This window comes from Amycolatopsis sp. cmx-8-4, from assembly GCF_046548675.1.
In the GTDB taxonomy this organism is placed as follows: Bacteria; Actinomycetota; Actinomycetes; order Mycobacteriales; family Pseudonocardiaceae; genus Amycolatopsis.
In genome coordinates this window covers 262197-282158 of record NZ_JAEBDZ010000009.1, presented here as the reverse complement: position 1 = coordinate 282158, position 19962 = coordinate 262197, and the positions used below count along the sequence as shown (strand labels likewise).

Below are 19962 nucleotides of genomic sequence, written 5' to 3'. Positions count from 1 at the left end.
AGTGGCCTTGTAAACCATAGCCAATTCCAGGATATTGGTCTGATGGAACCCGCGCTCCCACTGGGTGGACGCATCTCCGGTCCGCGACTGGCCGTAATGCTGGGCTCGTGGCGGCAAGGCTCCCGGCAGGGCGCGGCCGACCTCGCCGCGGCCATCGAACTGCAGGTGCTCGACGGCCAGCTCCCGCTCGGCACCCGGCTGCCCGCCGAGCGCGAGCTGGCCGACGCGCTCGGCGCCAGCCGGACGCTCATCGGCGGCGCGCTGGACCGGTTGCGGGACAACGGGTTCGTCGCCAGCCGCCGGGGCGCGGGGTCGTGGATCGCCGCGCCGGGGCGGCGTCGCCGCGAGCCGCTCGCCGCGGTCGGCGACGACCTGATCGACTTCACCCACGCGTCCTCGCCGGCCATCCCGGGCATGATCGGCGCGGTCGACGTCGCCCGCCGCGAGCTCCTCGGCCACCTAGGGGACCACGGCTACCAGGAGCGCGGCCTGCTCGGCCTGCGCGAGAAGATCGCCCAGCGCTACACCGAGCGCGGGCTGCCGACGACGTCCGCGCAGGTCATGGTCACCAACGGCGCGCACCACGCGTTCGTGCTGGCCCTGCGCATGCTCGCGGGCCCGGGCGACCGCGTGCTGGTCGAGCAGCCGACGTACCCGAACGCGCTGGAGGCGATCCGCGCCGCGCACGCGATCCCGGTGCCGGTGGCGCTCGACCCGACCGGCGCGCGCGGCTGGGACATCGCCGGCGTCGACGCGGCGCTGCGCCAGGCGGCCCCGCGGTTCGCCTACCTCGTCGTCGACTTCCAGAACCCGACCGGCCTGCGCCTGGACGCCGAAGGGCGCGAACGGCTCGGCGCGGTCCTCACCCGCGCGCGGACGCCGGTGGTGGTGGACGAGACGCTGGTGGAGCTGGACCTCGAGGGTGATCCGCTGGACGGCCCGCCGCCGCTGGGCGCGTTCGCCGGCGACCTGGCGATCTGCGTCGGCTCGGCGTCGAAGTCGCACTGGGGCGGGCTGCGGATCGGCTGGATCCGCGCGTCGGAGGACCTGCTCGGCCGCCTGGTTTCGGCGCGCTACGCGGTGGACCTGGGGTCGCCGGTGTTCGAGCAGGTGGTGTTCACGGAGCTGCTGGGCGACGAGGGCTGGGCCGCGCTGGGCCGCCGTCGCGTGGAGTTGCGCGGCAACCGCGACGCCCTCGCTTCGGCGGTGCACGCGCACCTGCCGGAGTGGACGTTCAGCCTGCCCAAGGGCGGGCTGTCGCTGTGGTGCCGGATGCCGGAGCCGGTGAGCTCCCGGCTGGCGGTGGCGGCCGCGGGGCACGGCATCCAGATCGCGCCGGGCTCGCGCTTCGGCGTCCACGGCGGCCTGGAGCGGTGGATCCGCCTGCCGTTCTCGCTGCCACCGGAGCGGATCGACGAAGCCGTCCGGCGGCTGAGCGCCGCGGCGGCCGCGGTCCAGGGCACCCCGCGTTCCCTGGACGTCCCGATCTCCTAGAAAGAACAAACCGGTGCGCCGGATGCGAGCCTGCTCCCAGGGATGGGCGGCGTTCGTGTGCATCCGGCGCACCGGTCTGTTTCCACCACCCGCAGCGGTACGTGACTCCGCTGCGGGTACCGCGGCTTCCCGGCACAGCCCCTCGACGTGCCGGGAAGCCGGCGGCTCAGGCGGGCTCTCGGTAAAGCGACTCCCTGCTCGGCGCGGTGAGCAGGAACTCCCGGAGCACGCCCGGTGTGGGTCCCGGCGTCGCAGGGGCAGTGCGACGCCGGGACCGGGATCCGACCCGGCCGGGCGCGGTCGGCCGGTCGGAAAGACTGTGGGTGGTGCGCATGGAAGGCCCCTGGGGTACGTCGGACGCGGTTAAGCGTCACGAGACGTGAAAGAGTCACGGATTACGTACTTGAGCAGGGAAAACACTACGCACTATCGGCGCGGACGTCCGGCAAGATGATCTTGTTTTGGACGCAGTTCTCCCCGGTTACCCGGTCGGGTCAGTCGGGGGAGGTGGTGGGCAGGGCGGCTTCGCGCCCCGCGCCGTCGACGTCGTGGTCGCGGCTGGCTCCGATGAGCTTCAGCTGCGTGGTGGTCACGTCGTCGGAGTGCACCGCGAACTGCGGGCGGGCGCCACCGGGGCCGTCGTGGCCCGGGGCGGCGCTGCTGGCCGGCGCGCTCGGCGTCGACGTCCCGCCGGGGAGGCCGGGAAGACCGGGGGTGGAGTCGCCGCCGTTGCGCGCGTGGACGCCGGAATCGCGCGGCTGCTCCTGGTGGACGGCGGGAAGCGTGTTCTGCACCTCGACCAGGTGCACCACGGCCGTACGGGTCTGGATTTCTGCCGCCGTCGCGGCGACCGGCGCCGGCGTCGCGGCGAGCGTGGTCTCGGTGGCGACGGTGGCGGGGGTCGTCACCTGCGTGACGACGCCGCTCACGGCGTCGGGCACAGTCGCCGTGACGCCACCCGAGTTCGACCCGCCGTTGAGCACCGGGTCCAGGATGTCGTCGAGCGGAAGCAGCACCGGCGCGTCCGGGTTGTCCGCGGGCGGCTGGGTGAGCGGCGCGAGCACCGTGTGGCTGAGCGTGTCGGTGACGGCCGCGACGGTGTGCGTGACCACGCCGACGGTGTCCGTGACGGTGGTGAGCGTCCCGCCGACGACGTTGAGGACGCCGCCGACGAGCCCGCCGAGCAGGCCGCCGGACGACGTGGCCGTCGTGGTCTTCTTGGCCGAAGGCGCTTCGCTGGTCTGGACGTCCTTCGTGGACTGCTGCTTCGCGCTGACCTTCGCCAGGCTCTGCTTCTCGACCGACTGCTGCTGGACCGACTGCTGCTGGACCGACTGCTTCGTCTCCGCGGCCGGCGTCTCGTCCGTCTGCGTTGCGTCGTCGGTCTTCGTGCCGTCGTCGGACTTCGGCTGCTGCGCGCAGGTGGCGGCGCCGTTGTCCCGGTGGCTCGTGCGGTGGTGGCCGTGCCTGCCGTGCTCCACAGTGGACTCCGAAGAGCGGGACACCGAGGAGTGCGGGCAAGACGGCGGCGTCGACGTCTCCGCGGCGGAAGCGGTGTTGCCGGCCAGTGCGGCGCCGAGCAGCCAGCCGGCCAGCGTCAGCCCGCCGGCGAGCAGGATCCGGGCCGCGGGCCGGGGCAGCGCCGCCGTCCACGGGCGCGGAGCGCGCATCCGCGAAGGGGTTTCACCGGCTGTGAGGGCGGGCCGCGCCGGGGCGCCGGGACGCACGAATACCGTGCCATTCACCGCCACCACCACCATCCGCGCCTGAGGCTCTCGCGATGCCCGCTCGAGTCTGATCTTGCTGGGGTCTTTCTCTGGCCAGGTCGCAGATCCCCCGGGGCTGCACTCTTTCTAGCACCGCTCGGGAGTCTTTCATCTCTCCCGCGTTCTATCCAGCCCGTAAGGCGGAACGGCCCTACCGGGCAAGGTATCTACGGCCGACGAGTTGATCACTCTCAGTGCCGTTCGGACGTCTCTCTGCGGCCATTCGGACCAGTGCCGGAGTTGGGCCCATCCGGCGTTGACCTGATGTTTTCGCGGATCGGGTCGCGGACCGTGCCCGAACGGTCGCACTGGGTGCGCGTTCGCCGATTTCGACGAACCGATCAGCATGTTTCCGAATTGTGAGACAGCAGGCTGCGGTCCGTGACCATCGGCGGTCGGACGGCGGCGTTCGCGCGCTACCGGCGGTGGCAGAGCGTCACGAAGCGATGCGGCATGTGAGGGACTCGCGTCCGCGGCGCCGCGGACGCGTCGCCGACGGACGTCAGACCAGTTTGCGCAACCGGGTGATGGCCTCGTCGATGACTTCGTTGCGCTTGCAGAACGCGAAACGCAAAAGATGTTTCCACTCGTCCGGGTGATCGGTGAACACCTTGACGGGCACCGCGGCGACCCCGACCCGGCCGGGCAGCTCCCACGCCAGATCGGCCGCGTCCGTGAAACCGAGCGGCCGGACGTCGACGCAGACGAAGTAGGTGCCCGCCGTCGGCCGCACGGTGAACCCGGCGTCGGCGAGCCCGGCCGAAAGCCGGTCGCGCTTCTCCTGCAGGCTCGCGCGCAGGCCGTCGACCCACGGCAGTTCGTGGTCGAGCGCGTGCGCGACCGCCGGCTGCAGCGGCCCGCCGGAGACGAAGGTGATGAACTGCTTCGCCGCCTTGACCGCGGCGACCAGCTCGGGGGTCGAGCAGACCCAGCCGATCTTCCAGCCGGTGCAGTTGAACGTCTTGCCGGCGCTGGAGATGCTCACGGTCCGCTCCCGCATGCCGGGCAGCGTGGCCAGCGGGAGGTGTTCCGCGTCATCGAACACCAGGTGCTCGTAGACCTCGTCCGTGATCGCGATCAGGTCGTGCTCGACGCAGAGCGCGGCCAGCGCCTCGAGCTCGGCGCGGGTGAACACCGTGCCGGTCGGGTTGTGCGGCGAGTTGACCAGGATCGCCCGGGTCCGCGGCGTGACGGCGGCCCGCAGCCCGTCGACGTCGAGGCCGAACCGGCCGTCCTCGCGCTCGACCAGCCCGACGACCCGGCGCTGGGCGCCGGCCATCGCGACCGCGGCGGCGTAGGAGTCGTAGTACGGCTCGATGACGATGACCTCGTCGCCGGCCTCGGTCAGCGCCATCAACGCTGCCGCAATGGCCTCGGTGGCCCCCGTGGTGACCAGGATCTCGGTGTCCGGGTCGTACTCGGTGCCGTAGCGCAGCCGGTGCCGCGCGATGGCCGCGCGCAGCTCGGGGCGGCCGGGCCCCGGCGGGTACTGGTTCGCGCCGCCGAACAGGGCGTTCTTGGCCGCGTCGAGCATGCCGGCGGGTCCGTCGGTGTCCGGGAAGCCCTGGCCGAGGTTGACCGCGTCGTGCTTGACGGCCAGCGCCGTCATCTCGGCGAAGATGGTCGACGTGAAGGGCCGCAGCCGGGGGACGAGAGCAGGTTCGCGCACGATCAGCGATCCTCGCGGACAATGGTGGTGTGGAGCAACTGACCCCCGCCAAGGTGACCCCGGCCGATCCGCCGGGCGGCGCAGCCGGTGAAGCGGAAAAGCGGCGCGCGCTGCGCAAGATGAAGCTGGTCGCGCTGTCGTTCCTGATCGGCGCGACCGTCGTGTTCCTGCTGGCCGGCTGGGCGCAGTCCAGCGGCTGGGCGGGCTGGGTCGGCTACGTGCGGGCCGCGGCCGAAGCCGGCATGGTCGGCGCGCTGGCGGACTGGTTCGCCGTCACGGCGCTCTTCAGGCACCCGCTCGGCCTGAAGATCCCGCACACGGCGATCATCCCGAACAAGAAGGACGCGCTGGGCAACAGCCTCGGCGAGTTCGTCGGGTCCAACTTCCTCTCCGAGGAGGTCATCCGCGACAAGCTCAAGCGCGTCGAGATCGCCCGCCGCCTGGGCGCGTGGGTCGCGCAGGAGGACAACGCCGAGCGCGTGACGTCCGAGCTGGCCACGATGGTCCGGGCCGCGGTCCGGGTCCTCCGCGACGAAGACGTCCAGGCGATCATGGAGCAGGCCGTCGCGCGGCGGATCATCGACAAGCCGTGGGGGCCGCCGCTGGGCAAGATCCTGCAGGGCGTCTTCGCCGACGGCGCGCACCACAAGCTCGTGGACCTGATGTGCGACCAGGCCTACGAGTGGGTGCGCGAGAACCACACGACGATGCTGCGCGTGGTGTCCGACCGGGCGCCGAGCTGGTCGCCGAAGTTCGTCGACGAGATGCTCGCGGACAAGGTCTACGGCGAGGTGCTCTCGTTCGCGTGGGCGGTCAAGACCGACGTCAACCACCCGATGCGCTTGGCGCTGGACAAGTTCCTCGGCGAGTTCGCACAGGACCTGCAGACCAACCCGGACGTGATGGCCCGCGCCGAGCAGGTCAAGGGCCAGATCGTGCACCACGAAGAGGTGCAGCGGCTGATCGGCTCGGCCTGGAGCACGGCCAAGGAGATGCTCCTCAACGCGGCGGAGGACCCGTCGAGCGAACTGCGCCGGCGCGTCCGCCTCGGCCTGATGTCCCTGGGCACGCGGCTGGTCGAGGACGACCAGATGCGCGGCAAGGTGGACGGCTGGGTCGAGGGCGCCGCGGCGTACCTGGTGAAGAACTACTCACCGGAGATCACCACGATCATCACGGACACGGTGGAGCGCTGGGACGCGGCGGAGACGTCCCGCAAGATCGAGCTCCAGGTGGGCCGTGACCTGCAGTTCATCCGCATCAACGGCACGGTCGTGGGTGCGCTCGCCGGGCTCGTCATCTACGCCGTGGCGGAGCTGCTGTTCTGACGGCCGTTCCGTATACCACACCCGGGAGAGGTTCAAACCAGTTGTCCACAGGAAGCTGAGTTATCCCCCGGGTTATCCACAACTTTTCACGGTGATGGCCTAACGGCTGTCCACAACGTGTGGGGGCAACCCCGCCCGGGCCGTGGATATGTGGTGCTGGTGTGGCGAGTTGTCCACAGCTGGTCGGGGGTCCACCGCTCGGATGAGAGTCTCAGCCAGTGGCCGCGCGGGCCCGCCAGCCGCGCGCTTTCTCGCGGTTGCCGCAGACGCGCATCGAGCACCAGGTCCGCGACCGGTTGCGCGACTCGTCGTAGAACGCCCACAGGCACGTGTCGGCGGGGCAGATCTTCAGCCGGATCCAGTCGCCGCGCACGACCAGGCGGGTGCAGGCGGCGAACACCGCGCCGACGACGTCGTCCGCCATCAGCGCCGGGCCGGCGTCGGTGAGGGAGATCCGGGTGCCCACGTCGACGCTGCCGCCGGGCAGCCGCGGATCGCCGATCGAGGCCCGCAGCGCGTCCCGGGCCGCACGGGCCTCGGCGGCCGGATTGGCCGTCAGCGCGTGCCCGGCCGCCCACTCGCGCCACGACCCGGGATGTTCGAGCAGGTCCGCGCCCTCTTCGACGTTGACCGTGTTGAGGAACTCCACCACGAGGGAAGCGTCGGTGTGCACCGAACCAGTGTACGGCGGAAGGTGGTTGCACCCTCGTGCGCTAACCCACATACTTTGTTCACTGGTTATCCGTGATCGAAGGGAGCGACGATGGGTGCGGTACCGACGCTGGGTGTGGTGGCCATCGACTGCCCCGACCCGGTGGCCCTGGCCGGGTTCTACCGGGCGGTGCTGGACTGGGGCGCACCCGACGTCTCCGACGACGGGCACTGGGTGACGCTGCCCAACCCGGCCGGCGGCGCGGGCATCGCGTTCCAGCGGGTGCCCGACTACCGGCCGCCGGCGTGGCCGTCCGCCGAAAATCCGCAGCAGATGCACCTCGATCTCGAGGTCACGGACATGGAAGCGGCGCACGCGCGCGTGCTGGACCTGGGCGCGAAGCTCCTGGACGACAAGCCGAAGGGGTTCCGCGTCTACGCCGATCCGGTGGGCCACCCGTTCTGCCTCTGCGCCTGCTGAGCCGAATATGCGTAGTCTCGGATGAGTGATTTGTCCGAAGTGTCAGAACCAGATGCGAACCGTGGACAAGAACGGCGTCCACATCGACCAGTGCGAGGGCTGCCGCGGGATCTTCCTGGACCGCGGTGAGCTCGAAGCCATCGCCGGTGCGGAAACCTCCTTCTACGGCGGCCAGCAGCCACCGCCGTACGGCGGGGCGGCCCCGCAGTACAGCCGGTCCGACTCGCCGCGTCCGTACCGGGGTGGCGGCTACCCGGACTCGCCGAAGGGGTACCGCGGCGGCGGTTACTCGGACTCGCCGCGGCCGCACCGCGGCGGGTATTCGGATTCGCCGAGGCCGCACGGCCACGGCCACCGCAAGCGCGGCTTCCTCGAGAACCTCTTCGACTGAAGTGGCGCTCGACCTGCGGATCTGCCCGTCGTGCGGCGACCGGGCAGACCGCCCGGTCGCCGTCGGCGCGGAACTTTCGTGCGTCCGGTGCGGACATCGGTGGCCGTTTCGCAGGCTGCCGCTGTTCGCGCTGACGGGCCCCAGCGGCGCCGGCAAGTCGACGGTGGGGCCCCTGCTGACGTCGCGCTTCGCGGGCGAAGTGGTGGTGCTGGAGCAAGACGTCCTCTGGGCGGACGCCCTGCGCGGCGACATCCGCGCGTTCCGCGCGGCCTGGCTCCGGATGGCCGCGATGCTGCACCAGAACGGCCGCCCGGTGGTCCTGTGCGGCACGGTCGCGCCACCGGAGCTGGAGCCGCTGCCGGAACGCGTGTTCTTCAGCGAGATCCACTACCTGGCCCTGGTCGGTTCGGCGGAGTCCCTGCGCCGCCGCCTGCGCGCGCGCCCGGCATGGCGCGAGTGGGACGAGCCGCGGATCGAGGAGATGCTGGAGTTCAACGACTGGCTCCAGAAGTCGGCACCGGAGCTGGGCGTGGACGTCTTCGACACCACGGACGCCCCACCGGAAGCGACGGCGGACCACGCGGAGAAGTGGATCCGGTCCCACCTGCCGGATTGAGCGCGACTGTCAAGTCCGCCATCCACAGGCCGAAAGTTGTCCACAGATTCCCGCGCCCCCCGTTTCCGCAGGTCAGTACCGATACGCTGGGATCGGGGACGCCCCCCGGGAAGGGTGGGGGCCGCCCTGCGGCGGGTCGCTCTTTCTCGGTGCGGCCTGAGCGGGAAACGTCAGATGGCGGGCTGCTGCCGTCGGGGCTGTGGCGTGAGCTGCGGCCTTGCGGTGGTCTGTTCCGGTCGGGGCGAACTGCTGTTGGCGTGGGTCGCGGTCGCCGGGGTGGGCTACTCCCGTCGGGGCGAACTGCCGCGGCATGAGCTGCGGCCGTTGCAGGCGTGGGCTGCGTCGGCGTGAGCCGCTGCCTTCGGGGTGGGCTGCTCCGGCCGAGGTGAACTGCTGTCGGCGTGAGCCGCGGCCTTTTGCGGTGGGGCTGCTCCCGTCGCGGCGAACCGCTGTTGGCGTGAGCCGCGGTCTTCGGGGTGGGCTGCGTCAGCCGCGGCTTTCGGCGTGGCGCGTCAGGCCAGCGGCCAGGTGCGGCCGTCCGGGGCGTCGAGCCAGAACTCCTGGCGCTCGCCGGTCACCGTCACCCCGAAGCGGTCACGGTCGGGCTTGTCCAGCTCGCACCACTCCACGTACGCCGCTTCGGCGACCTCCCACAGCGCTCGCGGGCCGCCCTGGGCCACTTCGTTCGCGCCGGCGCGTTTGCGGTGGCGAACCCAGGAGCCGTCCGGGTGCACCAGCGCTAGGCCGGCCTCGCCCGGGCCGCCCGCGGTGTTCGGGTCGAGGCCGTCCTGCTCGCGCACCGCCCGGACGCCCGGCAGCGACAGCCCGGCGAAGAACTCGAACTGCTTGCGCGGCTGGAGCACCATCGACATCGGCAGCCGCGTCTGCTCCCAGTCGTCGCGCGACGGCATCGGCAGCGGATCCGCCTCCGGCAGCCGGTGCGCGCGAAGCGGCATGAAGCGGCCATCGCGCGCGAGGACCGGGCCGCGTCCGGTGCCGTCCTCGCCCACGACGAGCCGGACCAGCCCGGCACCGATCGGCCGGTTCAGCGTCGTCACGATCAGCCCGCCCGGCACCGTCTGCTCCAGCCACGCCGGCGGGATCGACGTCACCGACGCCGTGCACAGCACCCGGTCGAAGACGGTCCCCGCCGGGAAACCGAGCGCGCCGTCGCCGACCGCGCAGGAGGGTCGGTAGCCCGCCTCGGCCAGCCGCTCGCGCGCGTCGGCGGCGAGCACCGGGTCGATGTCCACTGTGGACACCTGGCCGGCGCCGCAGCGGTGGCTGAGCAGCGCGGCGTTGTACCCGGTGCCGGTGCCGATCTCGAGCACGCGCTGCCCGTCCCGCACCCGCAGCTCCTCGAGCATGATCGCCATGATCGCGGGCATGCTCGACGAGCTCGTGGGCGTGCCCGTCACCGGGCCGGTGGTCCGGGCGAGCTCCCAGCGTCCTGGGTCGTCGTCCAGCTGCGTGACCAGGACGTCGCGTGAGTAGACGGCCTCCAGCCACCCCGGGTCACCCCGGTCGACCGCCGCCCACAGCCCGCCTGCCCGCGTGAAGAACCGCGGCAGGAAGACGTGGCGGGGCACCGCGCGGAACGCGGCGATCCATTCCGGGGCGTGCAGGACGTCCTCGTCGAGCAGCAGCTCGACGAGCCGTCGCCGCAGCCGGCCCGAGCTCGTCATGCGACCACGTTAGCGGTGAGCACCACCACACCCGATGTTGCAAGCAGAGTGCTTGCAATAGCTAGCACACGCGCGTAGCGTCGTTGGTGTCGCGAGGAGGTGACCGGATGACAGAAACCGGTGGGACGCAGCCAGGATCCGGCAGCCCCATGGAGAAGGTCGCGGACCTCGCTTCCGACATCGGCGAGTACATCCGCCAGCAGCGCAACACCGCGAAGATCTCGTTGCGCCAGCTGTCGAAGCTCGCCGGAGTGTCCAACCCGTACCTGAGTCAGATCGAGCGCGGGGTGCGCAAGCCCAGCGCCGAGATCCTGCAGCAGATCGCCAAGGGACTGCGCATTTCAGCTGAAGCGCTGTATGTGCAGGCCGGGATTCTCGATCTGCCGACGGGCGGTCCGGTGGGCGACGCGATTCGCGCCGACGCCGAGCTGACCGAGCGGCAGAAGCAGGTCCTGCTCGACGTCTTCGAGTCCTTCCGACGGGAGAACGCCGCGGCACGGCCGGCCGCCGAATCCCCCACCGCAGACACCACAGACACCTCGCCAGCCGCAGACACCAAGAAGGAGTCAGCATGACCACCCCCAAGACCGAAGACGTCAAGAAGGCCGTCAACACCGCCCTCGACCAGGTCCGCACCCCGCTGCTCGCCGCGCTCGGCGCCGGCAACCTGGCCGGCCAGGCCGTCACCGACGCCGTGGCCAAGGCCCGCGAGAACGTGGCCAAGAGCAGCGAGAGCGCCCGCAAGAACCTCCAGGAGCTGCCGACCGACGTCGAGAGCCTCCGCGAGAAGCTGGACCCGGCCGAGCTGCGCAAGGTCATCGACGAGTACACCGAGGCCGCGCTGAAGCTGTACAACAAGCTGGCCGAGTCGGGCGAGCAGGCGTGGGACAAGTTCTCCGCGCAGCCGCAGGTCAAGAAGGCCATCGAGCAGCTCGAAGAGGCCCTCACCACCGCGCAGGGCCAGGTCGAGGACGTCACCACCGATGTCCGCGAGCGCGTCGACGGCGTGCTGTCGACCTTCACCAAGCGCACCCGCTCGGTCGGCGAGAAGACCGCCCGCAAGGTGACCGAGGTCGCCGGCGAAGCCGCCGAGGCCGTCGAGGAGCTGGGTGACGACGTCGCCCACGAGACCCGCTCGGTGTCCCGCAAGGTCGCGAACAAGACGGCCCCGAAGACCGCCGCCCCGGCCCGCCGGACCACCACGACGACCACCAGCACCGCCGCGAAGAAGCCGGTCGCGCCGAAGACCGACAAGTAAAAACGCCGTGAACACCCGGCCCCGCCATCGGACCTCCGGTGGCGGGGCCGGGGTCGTTCGGGCGGTTTGCCGTAAGCTGTGGCTGTGCTGGTTGCCTACTGGATCCTCGAAGTCATCCACTGGGGCAGCGCGCTGGTCGGGCTCTTCGCCTTCGTGCACGCGTTGCTGCAGCGTGCCGACGCCTATTCGGCCGCCGACCGCAAGACCAAGCCCATCTGGATGCTGATCACCGGCGGCTCGACGCTCGCCATGGCGCTGTTCAGCGTGATGGGCCCGGGGATGATTTTCTGGGTGCCCGCGATGGCCGCGGCGCTCGTCTACATCGTGGACGTCCGCCCCAAGCTCATCGAGGTCCAGCGCGGTGGCTCCAACTGGTGAGCTCCTTCCCGCCCCCGTCGCACTCGGCGGGGGCGCTGTTTTAATGGGGTCGTGACCTGGACCATCGCCGGGAGCTTGACTGTCGTTCCCGCCCCCACGCGTACTGACCTCCTCGCCGAGCCCGTCGCCAAGGCGCTGGCGGCACTAGCCGAGCCGGATGCCATCGGCGTCACGGAAATCGACCCGGCGCTGGCCGACACGGCCGCCTTCTGCGAGGCCTACGGCTCGCCGCTGACGGCGTCCGCCAACTGCGTCGTCGTCGCCGGCAAGCGCTCCGGCGAAGTCCGCTTCGCCGCCGCGCTCGTGCTCGCGACGAGCCGCGCCGACGTCAACGGCGTGATCAAGCGCCGCCTCGACGTCCGCAAGGCGTCGTTCGCGCCGATGGACGAAGCCGTCTCACTCACCGGGATGGAGTACGGCGGCATCACGCCCGTCGGCCTGCCCGCCGAGTGGCCGATCCTGATCGACAAGGCCGTCGCCGACGCACCCGAGCTGGTCATCGGCAGCGGGATCCGCGGCAGCAAGCTGCTGATCTCCGGCGCCGCGCTGGCCGCGCTGCCCGGGGCCGAGGTCATCGAGGGTCTCGCGCAGTGACGTCGGTCTGGCTCCGGTACCTGACCGGCGCCGACATCGATTCGCTCGGTGTCACGGACGCGGACATCGTCGGCGCGGTCGAGGACGTGCTCGGCGACCACGGCCGCGGCCAGGTCGTCTTCGAGCCGCGTACGCACCTCGTGCCGGACAACGGCGGCAAGGGCCACTTCAACATCCTTCGTGGCCACCTGTCGGCGAAGCAGGTCAGTGGCGTCAAGGTCGTCGGTGACTTCGTGGGGAACTTCGAACGGGGCCTCCCTTCGGAAATGGCGTTGATCCTGCTGCTGGACCCGGACACCGGCATGCCGCGGGCGATCGTCGACGGCACGATGATCACCGAAGCCCGCACCGGCGCGATGACCGCCGTCGGCGCGAAGTACCTCGCCCGCCCGGACTCGCGGGTGCTCGGGCACATCGGCGCCCGCGGTACCGCTTGGTGGAACGTCGTGCTCCTCGACTCGTTGTTCGACTTCGCCGAAATCCGCGTGACCAGCAAGCGCCCGGAGTCGCGTGAGGACTTCGGCCGCCGGCTGTCCGAGCGGCTCGGCAAGGACGTCCGCGTCTGCGCCACGGCCGAGGAGACCCTGGACGGCGCGGACATCCAGGTCGAGGCCTCCCGGCTGGTCGAACCCGAGGCGCTGGTGCGCCGCGAGTACCTCCGGCCGGGCACCTTCCTGGTGCCCTACGGCACGATCAGCGCGCTGGAGCTCACGCTGCTCGACGACGTCGACAAGGTCGTCGTCGACGACTGGCGCGAATCGCAGTCCGGCAACCCGCGATTCGGCGCCCTGCGCCCGCAGCTCAACGCCGGCCTCCTCACCGCGGACGGGGTCCACGCCGAGATCGGCGACATCGTGGCGGGCAAGAAGCCCGGCCGCGAGCACGACGCCGAGCGGATCTTGTTCTGGCACCGCGGACTGTCCACAACGGACGTCGCGGTGGCGAACATGATCCTGGCCCGTGCCGAGGCTTCCGGCGTCGGCACCATGCTGCCGTACCGATGATCGTCACCGGAAGTGATTTCGCCGACGGTGAACGGTTGGTTCTGGCCAAACCGCTGGTAGAAGCGCTGAAAACGCGTCGGGGCGAGGTGCTGGCGGCCCTCCGAAAGGGTGAAAACCCGGTGTACGGCGTCAACACCGGGATGGGCCGCCTCGCGGGCGTCGCGCTCGACGCGCGGCAGCAGGCCGAACACCAGCGCAACCTGCTGATCGGCCGCGCCGTCGGCGGCCCGCCGTGGTTGCCGCCGGAAGACGTCCGCGCGCTGCTTGTGGTGCGGCTGCGCGACTTCCTGCGCCCGTGGTCGGGCGTGAGCCCGGACCTGGTGCAGTTCCTTGTCGACCGCCTGAACGACGGTTTCACCCCGGCGATTCCGCGCGCCGGACTCGGCAGTTCGGGCGAGATCATCCTACTGTCACACGCTTTCCAGACATTCCTCGGCATCGGCACGGTCCTCGAGGACGGCGTCGAGACGCCCGCGGCCGAGGCGCTCGCCGCGCGCGGCGCCACGCCCTATGTCCTCGGCCCGAAGGAAGGCGCGTCGCTGATCCAGGGATCTCCACTGGCCGTGACGCACGCGCAGCGCGGCTGGGCGGAAGCGCGACGGCTGATCCGCCTGCAGACGCTGACAGCGGCCTTCGCGATCGATGTCCTCGGCGCACCCCGTGCGGTGTTCGCACCGGTCATGGCCGGCGGCGACGACCACCTGCGGCGTCTGCTGGAAGAACTGAACGACCTGGTCAACGGCGGTTTTGTGCGTCCGGACGTCGTCCAGGCGCCGCTCTCGGTGCGGGTCGCGCCGCGCGCCCTGGCGCACGCGGACCGCGTCGCCACGGACCTGCGCGAGACGTGGCTGCGCTGGGAGACGATGCCCGGGGATTCACCGTCGTTCGTCGACGGCGAGTTCGTGCCGGGCACCGGTTACCACGCGGTGGACCTCGGACTGCGGATGGACGCTCTGACGGCGGCGCTGGTACACGTCGGCGAAGTGTCGGTGCAGCGGATGCATCGGCTGCTGGACGAACGCTTCAGCGGTCTCCCGGCGCAGCTGACCGCCGATCCTGGGCCGCGAGCGGGACTGGTGCCGCTGCACAAGCGCGCGGTGGGTGAGCTGCACGCGCTGCGCCGCCTCGCGACTCCCGCGACCCTCGGCTCGATCGACACCTCGGCCGGCCAGGAGGACGTGCAAGCGTTTGCGTGGGCGGCGGGGGAGCAGCTGCGTTCGGCCGCGGCGCACCTGTTCGCGATCACGGCGTGCGAGCTGATCACGGGCTCCCAGGCGCGGTATCTGGCTGGAGGCGAGGGCGCAGCCGGGCTCCGCACGTCGTACGAATGGGTGCGGTCGGTGGTGCCGCCGCTGGACGAGGATCGTCCGCTCGGCCCCGAGGTCGAGCGCCTGATCGCCGCCTGCCGGGCCGGCTGATCATCCGGCTGGAGGCCGGGCTTGCTGCTTGCCTCGGCTCCAGCGCGTCGAACATCCCTGCCACACAAGGCTTGTCCTCTTCTATTCCCCGCGCGTGGGGGCGCCCCCGGTCTCAACTCTATCGGCCGGCACCGACGATTCCGGGCCGTGCAAGGGAAATCCACCGAGTTGTCCACAGGTCGATCCCGATGTGGATAACCGCCCCGAATCCGGCCCCGAATCGGACGGGCCGCGCATCGCGGCCGCTACGTTCGTTGGTGTGCGCCCTCCGGGGACGCGGACCCCGAGGAAGGAGGGATACGACGGCGGGTCCGGGTGAAGGAGAGGGTGCGCGCACAAGGGCGGAAGCCGAGATCGCGATACAACGGGAGGGCAGCTGGGAACTTCGGATCACCGATCACGGGGTACACCACGGCTTCGCGAGCGCCGGCGTCACGCGCCGAGTGCAGCGCGGCGAGGCACACCGCGCGGGCCAGGCCCAGACGTCGGAACTCCGGCAAAGTTCCGACGGGCTCCAACTCGCCGACGGCGTTGCTGTCGTCGAGCCAGATCAGGCACTGGGCGACGAACCGGCCGTCGGGTGCTTCCACGACCCAGTCCAGCCGGTCGCGGTACGGCCAGGCCCGCATCACGTTGCGGTAGCTCGGTTCGGTCACCCGCGACGGGTGCCACACCGCACGATGCACGGCCACGCGCTGAGCCAGATCGTCCGCACCGACCGGGCGGACGGTGAACCCGCCGGGCACCACCGGTTCCGGCAGATCTTCGAGGAGGCAAGACATATACGACTGGTGAACGGAACTCTCCGGAAGCGCGTAACCGCTTCGCTTCAACGCGGCGATGACATGCTTCTCGGCGTCGAGCACCGTGACAGTGAGCTCGGCGGCGGTGGCGGTGTCCTCGAACCAGCCGAGCACCTCGGACGCGAGTTCGGGGCGTGCCGGATCGACGAGCAGCGCCAGCCCTCCGGGTAGCGAAACCCAGCCCCAGGCGACGACTTCGCGACCCGCTTCCCACAGCACAGTGGGCCACTCGGCTTCGCGGCCGACGTGCTGGAACCGCTGCCACGCGAGATCCCCGACGTGCACCGAACTCGACCGCGACCAGATCCGCTGGGCCAGGCCCTGCATGGCCCGCAGGTCCTCCGGACCGGTGTAGTCGCGGCGGGTGACGGCGGGCATGGGCAGAATCGTCCTGTGCCGCGGCGGCTCCTGCCAAGCGGATTTCCGGAGGGGTGGGTGTGGACGTCGGGCTGATCGGGCGCGCGGCCGCGATGTTCGCGGTGACGAACGTCGACGACCTGGTTCTGCTCGCGGTGTTCTTCGGCCAGGCGGCCGGACGCCGCGGCGAGCTCAAGGTCGTGGCCGGGCAGTTCCTCGGCTTCGCGGCGATCTTGGCCGCGTCGGTCGCGGGTGCGCTCGGGGCGGGTCTGCTGCCCGACGGCGCCGTCCGCTGGCTGGGCGTGCTGCCAGTGCTGCTCGGGATCCGCGCGGCCTGGGAGGCGTGGCGCCGGGACGACGACGAACCGGCACCGGCGAGCGGCGTGCTCGGGGTCGCGGCGGTGTGCTTCGCCAACGGCGGCGACAACATCGGCGTGTACGTGCCCGCGTTCGCGGCGACCGGACCCGCGGGCCTGGCCGGCTACGGCGTGGTGTTCCTGGCGGGAGTGGCGGTGTGGTGCGTGATCGGCCGCTTCCTCGCGACCCGGCCGGGCGTCGCCCGGGCCCTCGCCCGCTGGGGGCACGTGGTGCTGCCGGTGGTGCTGATCGCGCTCGGCGTGCTGATCCTGACCGGCGCGTTCTGACCGACGCGACGTCAGGGCGAGACTGCTTCGGCACAGGCGTTGGTGGGAGGGGAGGGGGAGGGCCCCACCCGGCTGAGAGGCCAGCCCGACCGCATGGGTGCCCCGGAGGATCGGGTGCTAGTCGCGGCGGGCGTTCTGCAGGGCCAGGCCTCGCGGGGTCGCCAGGCGGGTGAGCAATGCGAACACGCCGTCGCACACCAGGGCCAGGACCACCGCGGCCAGGCCACCGGCGAAGATCTCGCCGTAGCCCTGGGCGCCCAGCGCGAAGCCGTCGACTATGTAGCGGCCCAGGCCGCCGCCGTCGTTGACGATGGCGCCGATCGCGACCGTGGCGATCAGCTGGAGGAACGACACCCGGGCGCCCGCCAGGATCACCGGGGACGCCAGCGGGAGCTCGAGCTTGAGCATGATCTGCCATTCGCGGTAGCCCGTGCCGCGGGCCGCGTCGACCGTCTCCTGTTCCAGGGACACCACGCCCGCGTACGTGTTGGTGAACAACGGTGGCATCGCCAGGGCGACCAGGGCCAGCAGCAGCGGCCAGAACGTCGTGTCCAGCTCCCAGCGGCTGGCCAGGAACCAGAACAGGATGATCAAGCCGAAGCTCGGGATCGCGCGGCCGATGTTGACCGCGCTGCTCGCGAGGAACGCGCCCCGGCGGTAGTGGGCGAGCCACAGTGCCGCGGGGATCGTCAGCACCGCCGCGATCACCAGCGCGAGGAGGGAGAACCTGAGGTGCTCGAGCGTCCGGTAGGGGATGCCCGCCTTGTCCGTCCAGCTCCAGCGGTTCGGGTCGGACAGCCAGGCATTCACCTGGTCGAGGAAGCTCATCGCGCCCGCACCTTCCGGGTCCAGGGTGCCAGCAGGCGTTCGCTGAACCACAGCAGCAGATCCACGACCACCGCGAGGACCACCGACAGCCCGACGCCGACGATGATCTCCGTCGGGTTGGGAGTCGCCGTCTGGATGCCCGCGCGGATGAAGTAGCCCAAACCACCCAGCCCGAGCATCGAGGTGACCGTGACCAGGCCGATGGTCGTCACGGCGGCGACGCGCAGGCCGGCGATCACCACTGGGAGCGCGAGCGGCAGCTCGATCTGCCACAACAGCCGGCCGCGCGTGTAACCCATGCCGATCGCGGCCTCGCGGACCTCGTTGGGCACCTGGTCGACGCCGGTGACGATGTTCCTGATCAGGATGAGCAGCGTGTACGTCGCGAGCGGGATCATCGCGGTCACGAACGTCAGCCCGAAGAACGGCACCAGCACGGCGAACGCGCCCAAGCTCGGGATCACGTACAACGCGCCCGCGGTGCTCAGGATGACGCCGTACGACCAGCGGAACCGCAAGGACAGCACAGCCAGCCCGATCGAGACGACCAGGCCGATGCCGAGCGCGGCTCCCGTGAGCGAGATGTGCTCGACGAAGCGCTGGGCGATGTCGTCGGCGTTGCGATCGACCCAGCGCCACTGGAAGATCGGCGGTCCGCTGTCGGCGGCCAACGGGGTCACCGCGGTCACATGCACCGGCCGACCCTACCCCGATCGGGCAGTGAAATTCCGCAGGCTGGGAATTCTGGCGCTTTTCTCCCAACATGTGGATCCTTGTCGGTGGGCAGGGCTAGGGTCCTTTCGTCTGTTCGAGTGACGAGGGAGTGGGGATTCGTGCGCTGGTTCCGGAACGCGTCCGTGATGGCGGTGGCCGTCGCGGCGACGCTCGGTTTGGCCGCCTGTGGGGGTGGCAGCGACAGCAGTGACAAGCCCGCCGCGCCGGGCAAGGGTGGGGCGCCGATCGTCGTGGCGTCCTTCAACTTCACCGACAGCCAGATCCTGGCCGAGATCTACGCGCAGGCGCTGGAGGCCAAGGGCTATCCGGTGACGCGCAAGCTGAACCTGGGCTCGCGTGAGCTGATCTACCCGTCCCTGAAGTCCGGTGAGCTGCAGTTCATCCCGGAGTACCAGGGCGCGGCGATCACGACCGGCTTCGGCAAGGACGCCGGGAAGACGGCGCAGGAGGAGCACGACCAGCTCGCGAAGCTGTTCGAGCCCAGCGGCGTCTCGCTGCTGAACTTCGCCCCGGCCGAGGACAAGAACACCTACATCATCAAGTCCGACCTGGCCAAGGAAAAGGGCATCGCCTCGATCAGCGACCTGAAGAAGCTGGACAAGGTCGTTATGGCGGGCCCGCCCGAGTGCGAGAAGCGCTTGCCTTGCTACCAGGGCTTCAAGGACGTCTACAAGCTGACGAACTCGACCTTCCAGACGATCCAGGAAGCCGGCCCGCGGGTCGAGCAGCTCAAGTCCGGGGCCGTCACGGTGATCCCGGTCGACTCGGTCAGCCCGTTGACCGGTGACTCGAACTACACCGTGCTCAAGGACGACCTGAACATCGTGCCGACCGAGAACGTCGTGCCCGCGGTGAACAAGAAGGTGCTCGACGAGCGCGGTGCCGACTTCGCCACCGCCGTCAACGCGGTGAGCGCGAAGCTGACGACCGACGTCATGCGGGACCTGAACAAGCGCGTCGACTCCGACGGCGAGAAGGCCGAAGACGTCGCGAAGGACTGGCTGTCGCAGGCCGGTCTCTGACCTACCGCACGAAGGCCGTCCCGGAAGGGGCGGCCTTCGTCATGCGGAGACTCCGCTGACGACCCAGGCCCGGGCCGACAGCGGGATCGAGCCGTCCGGGTTCGTCGGCAGGCGGCTGCGCAGCAGCTCGCGGACCTGTGAGCGGCGGGCTTCGGGCAACGTCATGAGGTACGTCGGCGCCGGGCCCTGGCCGCCCAGGAACGGCGACCAGTAGTCGTCGAAGCCCGTGAACACCGTCGGGACCTTGATCTCCTCGACGGACACCGCGTCGAAGCCCGCCTCGGTCCACAGGCGGCCGAGCGGTTCCGGGCGGCACAGCGGGAAGCGGCGGCCCTCGTCGGGCACCGCCGGGTCGAGCTCGGCGGCGGCCTCCCAGAAGTGCCGGATCAGCTGCATGCCCTCGGCGAGGTCCCAGACGTAGGCGGCGGCCACGCCGCCTGGCGCCGTCACTCGCGCGATCTCCGCGGCGGCCCGCGCCGGTTCGGGGACGAAGTTGAGGACCAGTCCGGTCACGACAACGTCGAAGCGGTCGTCTTCGAACGGAAGCGAACGCGCGTCGGCGACCTGGAACGTCGCGCGCGGGTCGGTGAGGCCGGCGCGGGCGGTCTTCAGGAACTGATCGGACGGATCCACGCCGACGACTTCCGCGGGGTCGGCCGCGGCCAGCACGGCCGACGTCAGCGCGCCGGTGCCGCAGCCGACGTCGAGCCAGCGGCCGCTCGCCGGGGCGTCGAGCCGCCGGACGAACGTCTCCGCGATCCGCCGGCTCCAGCGCCCGATGTAGGCCTCGTACGCGTCCCCGGCCACCCACATGTCTCCCGCCACAGTGTGAGTAGAACA

21 protein-coding genes are annotated in these 19962 nt (G+C 70.8%); 13 read left to right on the top strand and 8 right to left on the bottom strand.

The window, feature by feature from the left end; genetic code table 11:
* Positions 1 to 42 precede the first annotated feature (42 nt).
* Positions 43 to 1494 carry a PLP-dependent aminotransferase family protein gene (locus ACLJQZ_RS21650; protein ID WP_410621727.1) on the top strand — a complete coding sequence of 484 codons (1452 nt, stop codon included), beginning with the start codon at positions 43 to 45 and terminating at the stop codon, positions 1492 to 1494.
* Between the two features lie 494 nt (positions 1495 to 1988).
* On the opposite strand, the gene ACLJQZ_RS21645 is transcribed toward ACLJQZ_RS21650, so the two are convergent.
* Positions 1989 to 3164, bottom strand: a complete 1176-nt coding sequence (locus ACLJQZ_RS21645; RefSeq protein ID WP_410621726.1) for a hypothetical protein — start codon at positions 3162 to 3164, stop codon at positions 1989 to 1991.
* A gap of 598 nt (positions 3165 to 3762) precedes the next feature.
* The gene (locus ACLJQZ_RS21640; protein ID WP_410621725.1) at positions 3763 to 4929 is read right to left on the bottom strand and encodes a pyridoxal phosphate-dependent aminotransferase; all 1167 of its coding nucleotides are present in this window, start codon (positions 4927 to 4929) and stop codon (positions 3763 to 3765) included.
* 29 nt (positions 4930 to 4958) lie between these two features.
* On the opposite strand from ACLJQZ_RS21640, the gene ACLJQZ_RS21635 reads away from it, so the two are divergent.
* Positions 4959 to 6257 (top strand): DUF445 domain-containing protein, encoded by a 1299-nt coding sequence (locus ACLJQZ_RS21635; protein WP_410621724.1) that lies wholly within the window; start codon positions 4959 to 4961, stop codon positions 6255 to 6257.
* 211 nt (positions 6258 to 6468) lie between these two features.
* On the opposite strand, the gene ACLJQZ_RS21630 is transcribed toward ACLJQZ_RS21635, so the two are convergent.
* Complete coding sequence (locus ACLJQZ_RS21630) at positions 6469 to 6930, bottom strand: CGNR zinc finger domain-containing protein (RefSeq protein WP_410621723.1); 462 nt, start codon at positions 6928 to 6930, stop codon at positions 6469 to 6471.
* Between the two features lie 90 nt (positions 6931 to 7020).
* Between ACLJQZ_RS21630 and ACLJQZ_RS21625 the strand changes: the two genes are divergently transcribed.
* From ACLJQZ_RS21625 to ACLJQZ_RS21615, 3 genes are read left to right on the top strand one after another with little or no spacing between them, the layout of a single operon-like run.
* The gene (locus tag ACLJQZ_RS21625; protein ID WP_410621722.1) at positions 7021 to 7389 is read left to right on the top strand and encodes a VOC family protein; all 369 of its coding nucleotides are present in this window, start codon (positions 7021 to 7023) and stop codon (positions 7387 to 7389) included.
* 25 nt (positions 7390 to 7414) lie between these two features.
* The gene (locus ACLJQZ_RS21620) at positions 7415 to 7780 is read left to right on the top strand and encodes a zf-TFIIB domain-containing protein (protein WP_410621721.1); all 366 of its coding nucleotides are present in this window, start codon (positions 7415 to 7417) and stop codon (positions 7778 to 7780) included.
* A gap of 1 nt (position 7781) precedes the next feature.
* Complete coding sequence (locus ACLJQZ_RS21615) at positions 7782 to 8396, top strand: nucleoside kinase (protein WP_410621720.1); 615 nt, start codon at positions 7782 to 7784, stop codon at positions 8394 to 8396.
* 512 nt (positions 8397 to 8908) lie between these two features.
* Here the strand turns inward: ACLJQZ_RS21615 and ACLJQZ_RS21610 are convergent.
* Positions 8909 to 10081 (bottom strand): methyltransferase domain-containing protein, encoded by a 1173-nt coding sequence (locus ACLJQZ_RS21610; RefSeq protein ID WP_410621719.1) that lies wholly within the window; start codon positions 10079 to 10081, stop codon positions 8909 to 8911.
* Positions 10082 to 10230: 149 nt separating this feature from the next.
* Here ACLJQZ_RS21610 and ACLJQZ_RS21605 point away from each other — a divergent pair, with 149 nt between their 5' ends.
* From ACLJQZ_RS21605 to ACLJQZ_RS21580, 6 genes are all read left to right on the top strand, one after another.
* On the top strand, positions 10231 to 10656 hold the full coding sequence (locus ACLJQZ_RS21605; RefSeq protein WP_247060220.1) for a helix-turn-helix domain-containing protein: 426 nt from the start codon (positions 10231 to 10233) through the stop codon (positions 10654 to 10656).
* Positions 10653 to 11339, top strand: coding sequence for a hypothetical protein (locus ACLJQZ_RS21600; RefSeq protein WP_247060221.1), 687 nt, complete (start codon positions 10653 to 10655; stop codon positions 11337 to 11339). Before ACLJQZ_RS21605 ends, ACLJQZ_RS21600 begins: the two co-directional genes overlap by 4 nt.
* A gap of 84 nt (positions 11340 to 11423) precedes the next feature.
* Positions 11424 to 11717 carry a DUF2516 family protein gene (locus ACLJQZ_RS21595; protein WP_247060222.1) on the top strand — a complete coding sequence of 98 codons (294 nt, stop codon included), beginning with the start codon at positions 11424 to 11426 and terminating at the stop codon, positions 11715 to 11717.
* A 51-nt stretch (positions 11718 to 11768) separates the two neighbouring features.
* Positions 11769 to 12311: a YbaK/EbsC family protein gene (locus ACLJQZ_RS21590; protein WP_410621718.1), complete on the top strand. Its 543-nt coding sequence runs from the start codon at positions 11769 to 11771 to the stop codon at positions 12309 to 12311.
* Positions 12308 to 13315 carry an ornithine cyclodeaminase family protein gene (locus ACLJQZ_RS21585; RefSeq protein WP_410621717.1) on the top strand — a complete coding sequence of 336 codons (1008 nt, stop codon included), beginning with the start codon at positions 12308 to 12310 and terminating at the stop codon, positions 13313 to 13315. The genes ACLJQZ_RS21590 and ACLJQZ_RS21585 overlap by 4 nt, the downstream gene beginning before the upstream one ends.
* Positions 13312 to 14733, top strand: coding sequence for an aromatic amino acid lyase (locus ACLJQZ_RS21580; protein WP_410621716.1), 1422 nt, complete (start codon positions 13312 to 13314; stop codon positions 14731 to 14733). Before ACLJQZ_RS21585 ends, ACLJQZ_RS21580 begins: the two co-directional genes overlap by 4 nt.
* Before the next feature lie 245 nt (positions 14734 to 14978).
* Here the strand turns inward: ACLJQZ_RS21580 and ACLJQZ_RS21575 are convergent, their stop codons facing one another.
* The gene (locus ACLJQZ_RS21575) at positions 14979 to 15914 is read right to left on the bottom strand and encodes a GNAT family N-acetyltransferase (RefSeq protein WP_410621715.1); all 936 of its coding nucleotides are present in this window, start codon (positions 15912 to 15914) and stop codon (positions 14979 to 14981) included.
* A 59-nt stretch (positions 15915 to 15973) separates the two neighbouring features.
* Here ACLJQZ_RS21575 and ACLJQZ_RS21570 point away from each other — a divergent pair, with 59 nt between their 5' ends.
* Positions 15974 to 16537 carry a cadmium resistance transporter gene (locus ACLJQZ_RS21570; RefSeq protein WP_410621714.1) on the top strand — a complete coding sequence of 188 codons (564 nt, stop codon included), beginning with the start codon at positions 15974 to 15976 and terminating at the stop codon, positions 16535 to 16537.
* Positions 16538 to 16654: 117 nt separating this feature from the next.
* Here the strand turns inward: ACLJQZ_RS21570 and ACLJQZ_RS21565 are convergent, their stop codons facing one another.
* On the bottom strand, positions 16655 to 17365 hold the full coding sequence (locus ACLJQZ_RS21565) for an ABC transporter permease (protein ID WP_247060229.1): 711 nt from the start codon (positions 17363 to 17365) through the stop codon (positions 16655 to 16657).
* Entirely contained in the window at positions 17362 to 18060 is a 699-nt protein-coding gene (locus tag ACLJQZ_RS21560; RefSeq protein ID WP_326956194.1) for an ABC transporter permease, read from the bottom strand. The genes ACLJQZ_RS21565 and ACLJQZ_RS21560 overlap by 4 nt, the downstream gene beginning before the upstream one ends.
* Positions 18061 to 18198: 138 nt before the next feature.
* On the opposite strand from ACLJQZ_RS21560, the gene ACLJQZ_RS21555 reads away from it, so the two are divergent.
* Positions 18199 to 19122, top strand: a complete 924-nt coding sequence (locus ACLJQZ_RS21555) for an ABC transporter substrate-binding protein (protein ID WP_326956193.1) — start codon at positions 18199 to 18201, stop codon at positions 19120 to 19122.
* Between the two features lie 39 nt (positions 19123 to 19161).
* On the opposite strand, the gene ACLJQZ_RS21550 is transcribed toward ACLJQZ_RS21555, so the two are convergent.
* Positions 19162 to 19947, bottom strand: a complete 786-nt coding sequence (locus tag ACLJQZ_RS21550; RefSeq protein WP_410621713.1) for a class I SAM-dependent methyltransferase — start codon at positions 19945 to 19947, stop codon at positions 19162 to 19164.
* Positions 19948 to 19962: the final 15 nt, after the last annotated feature.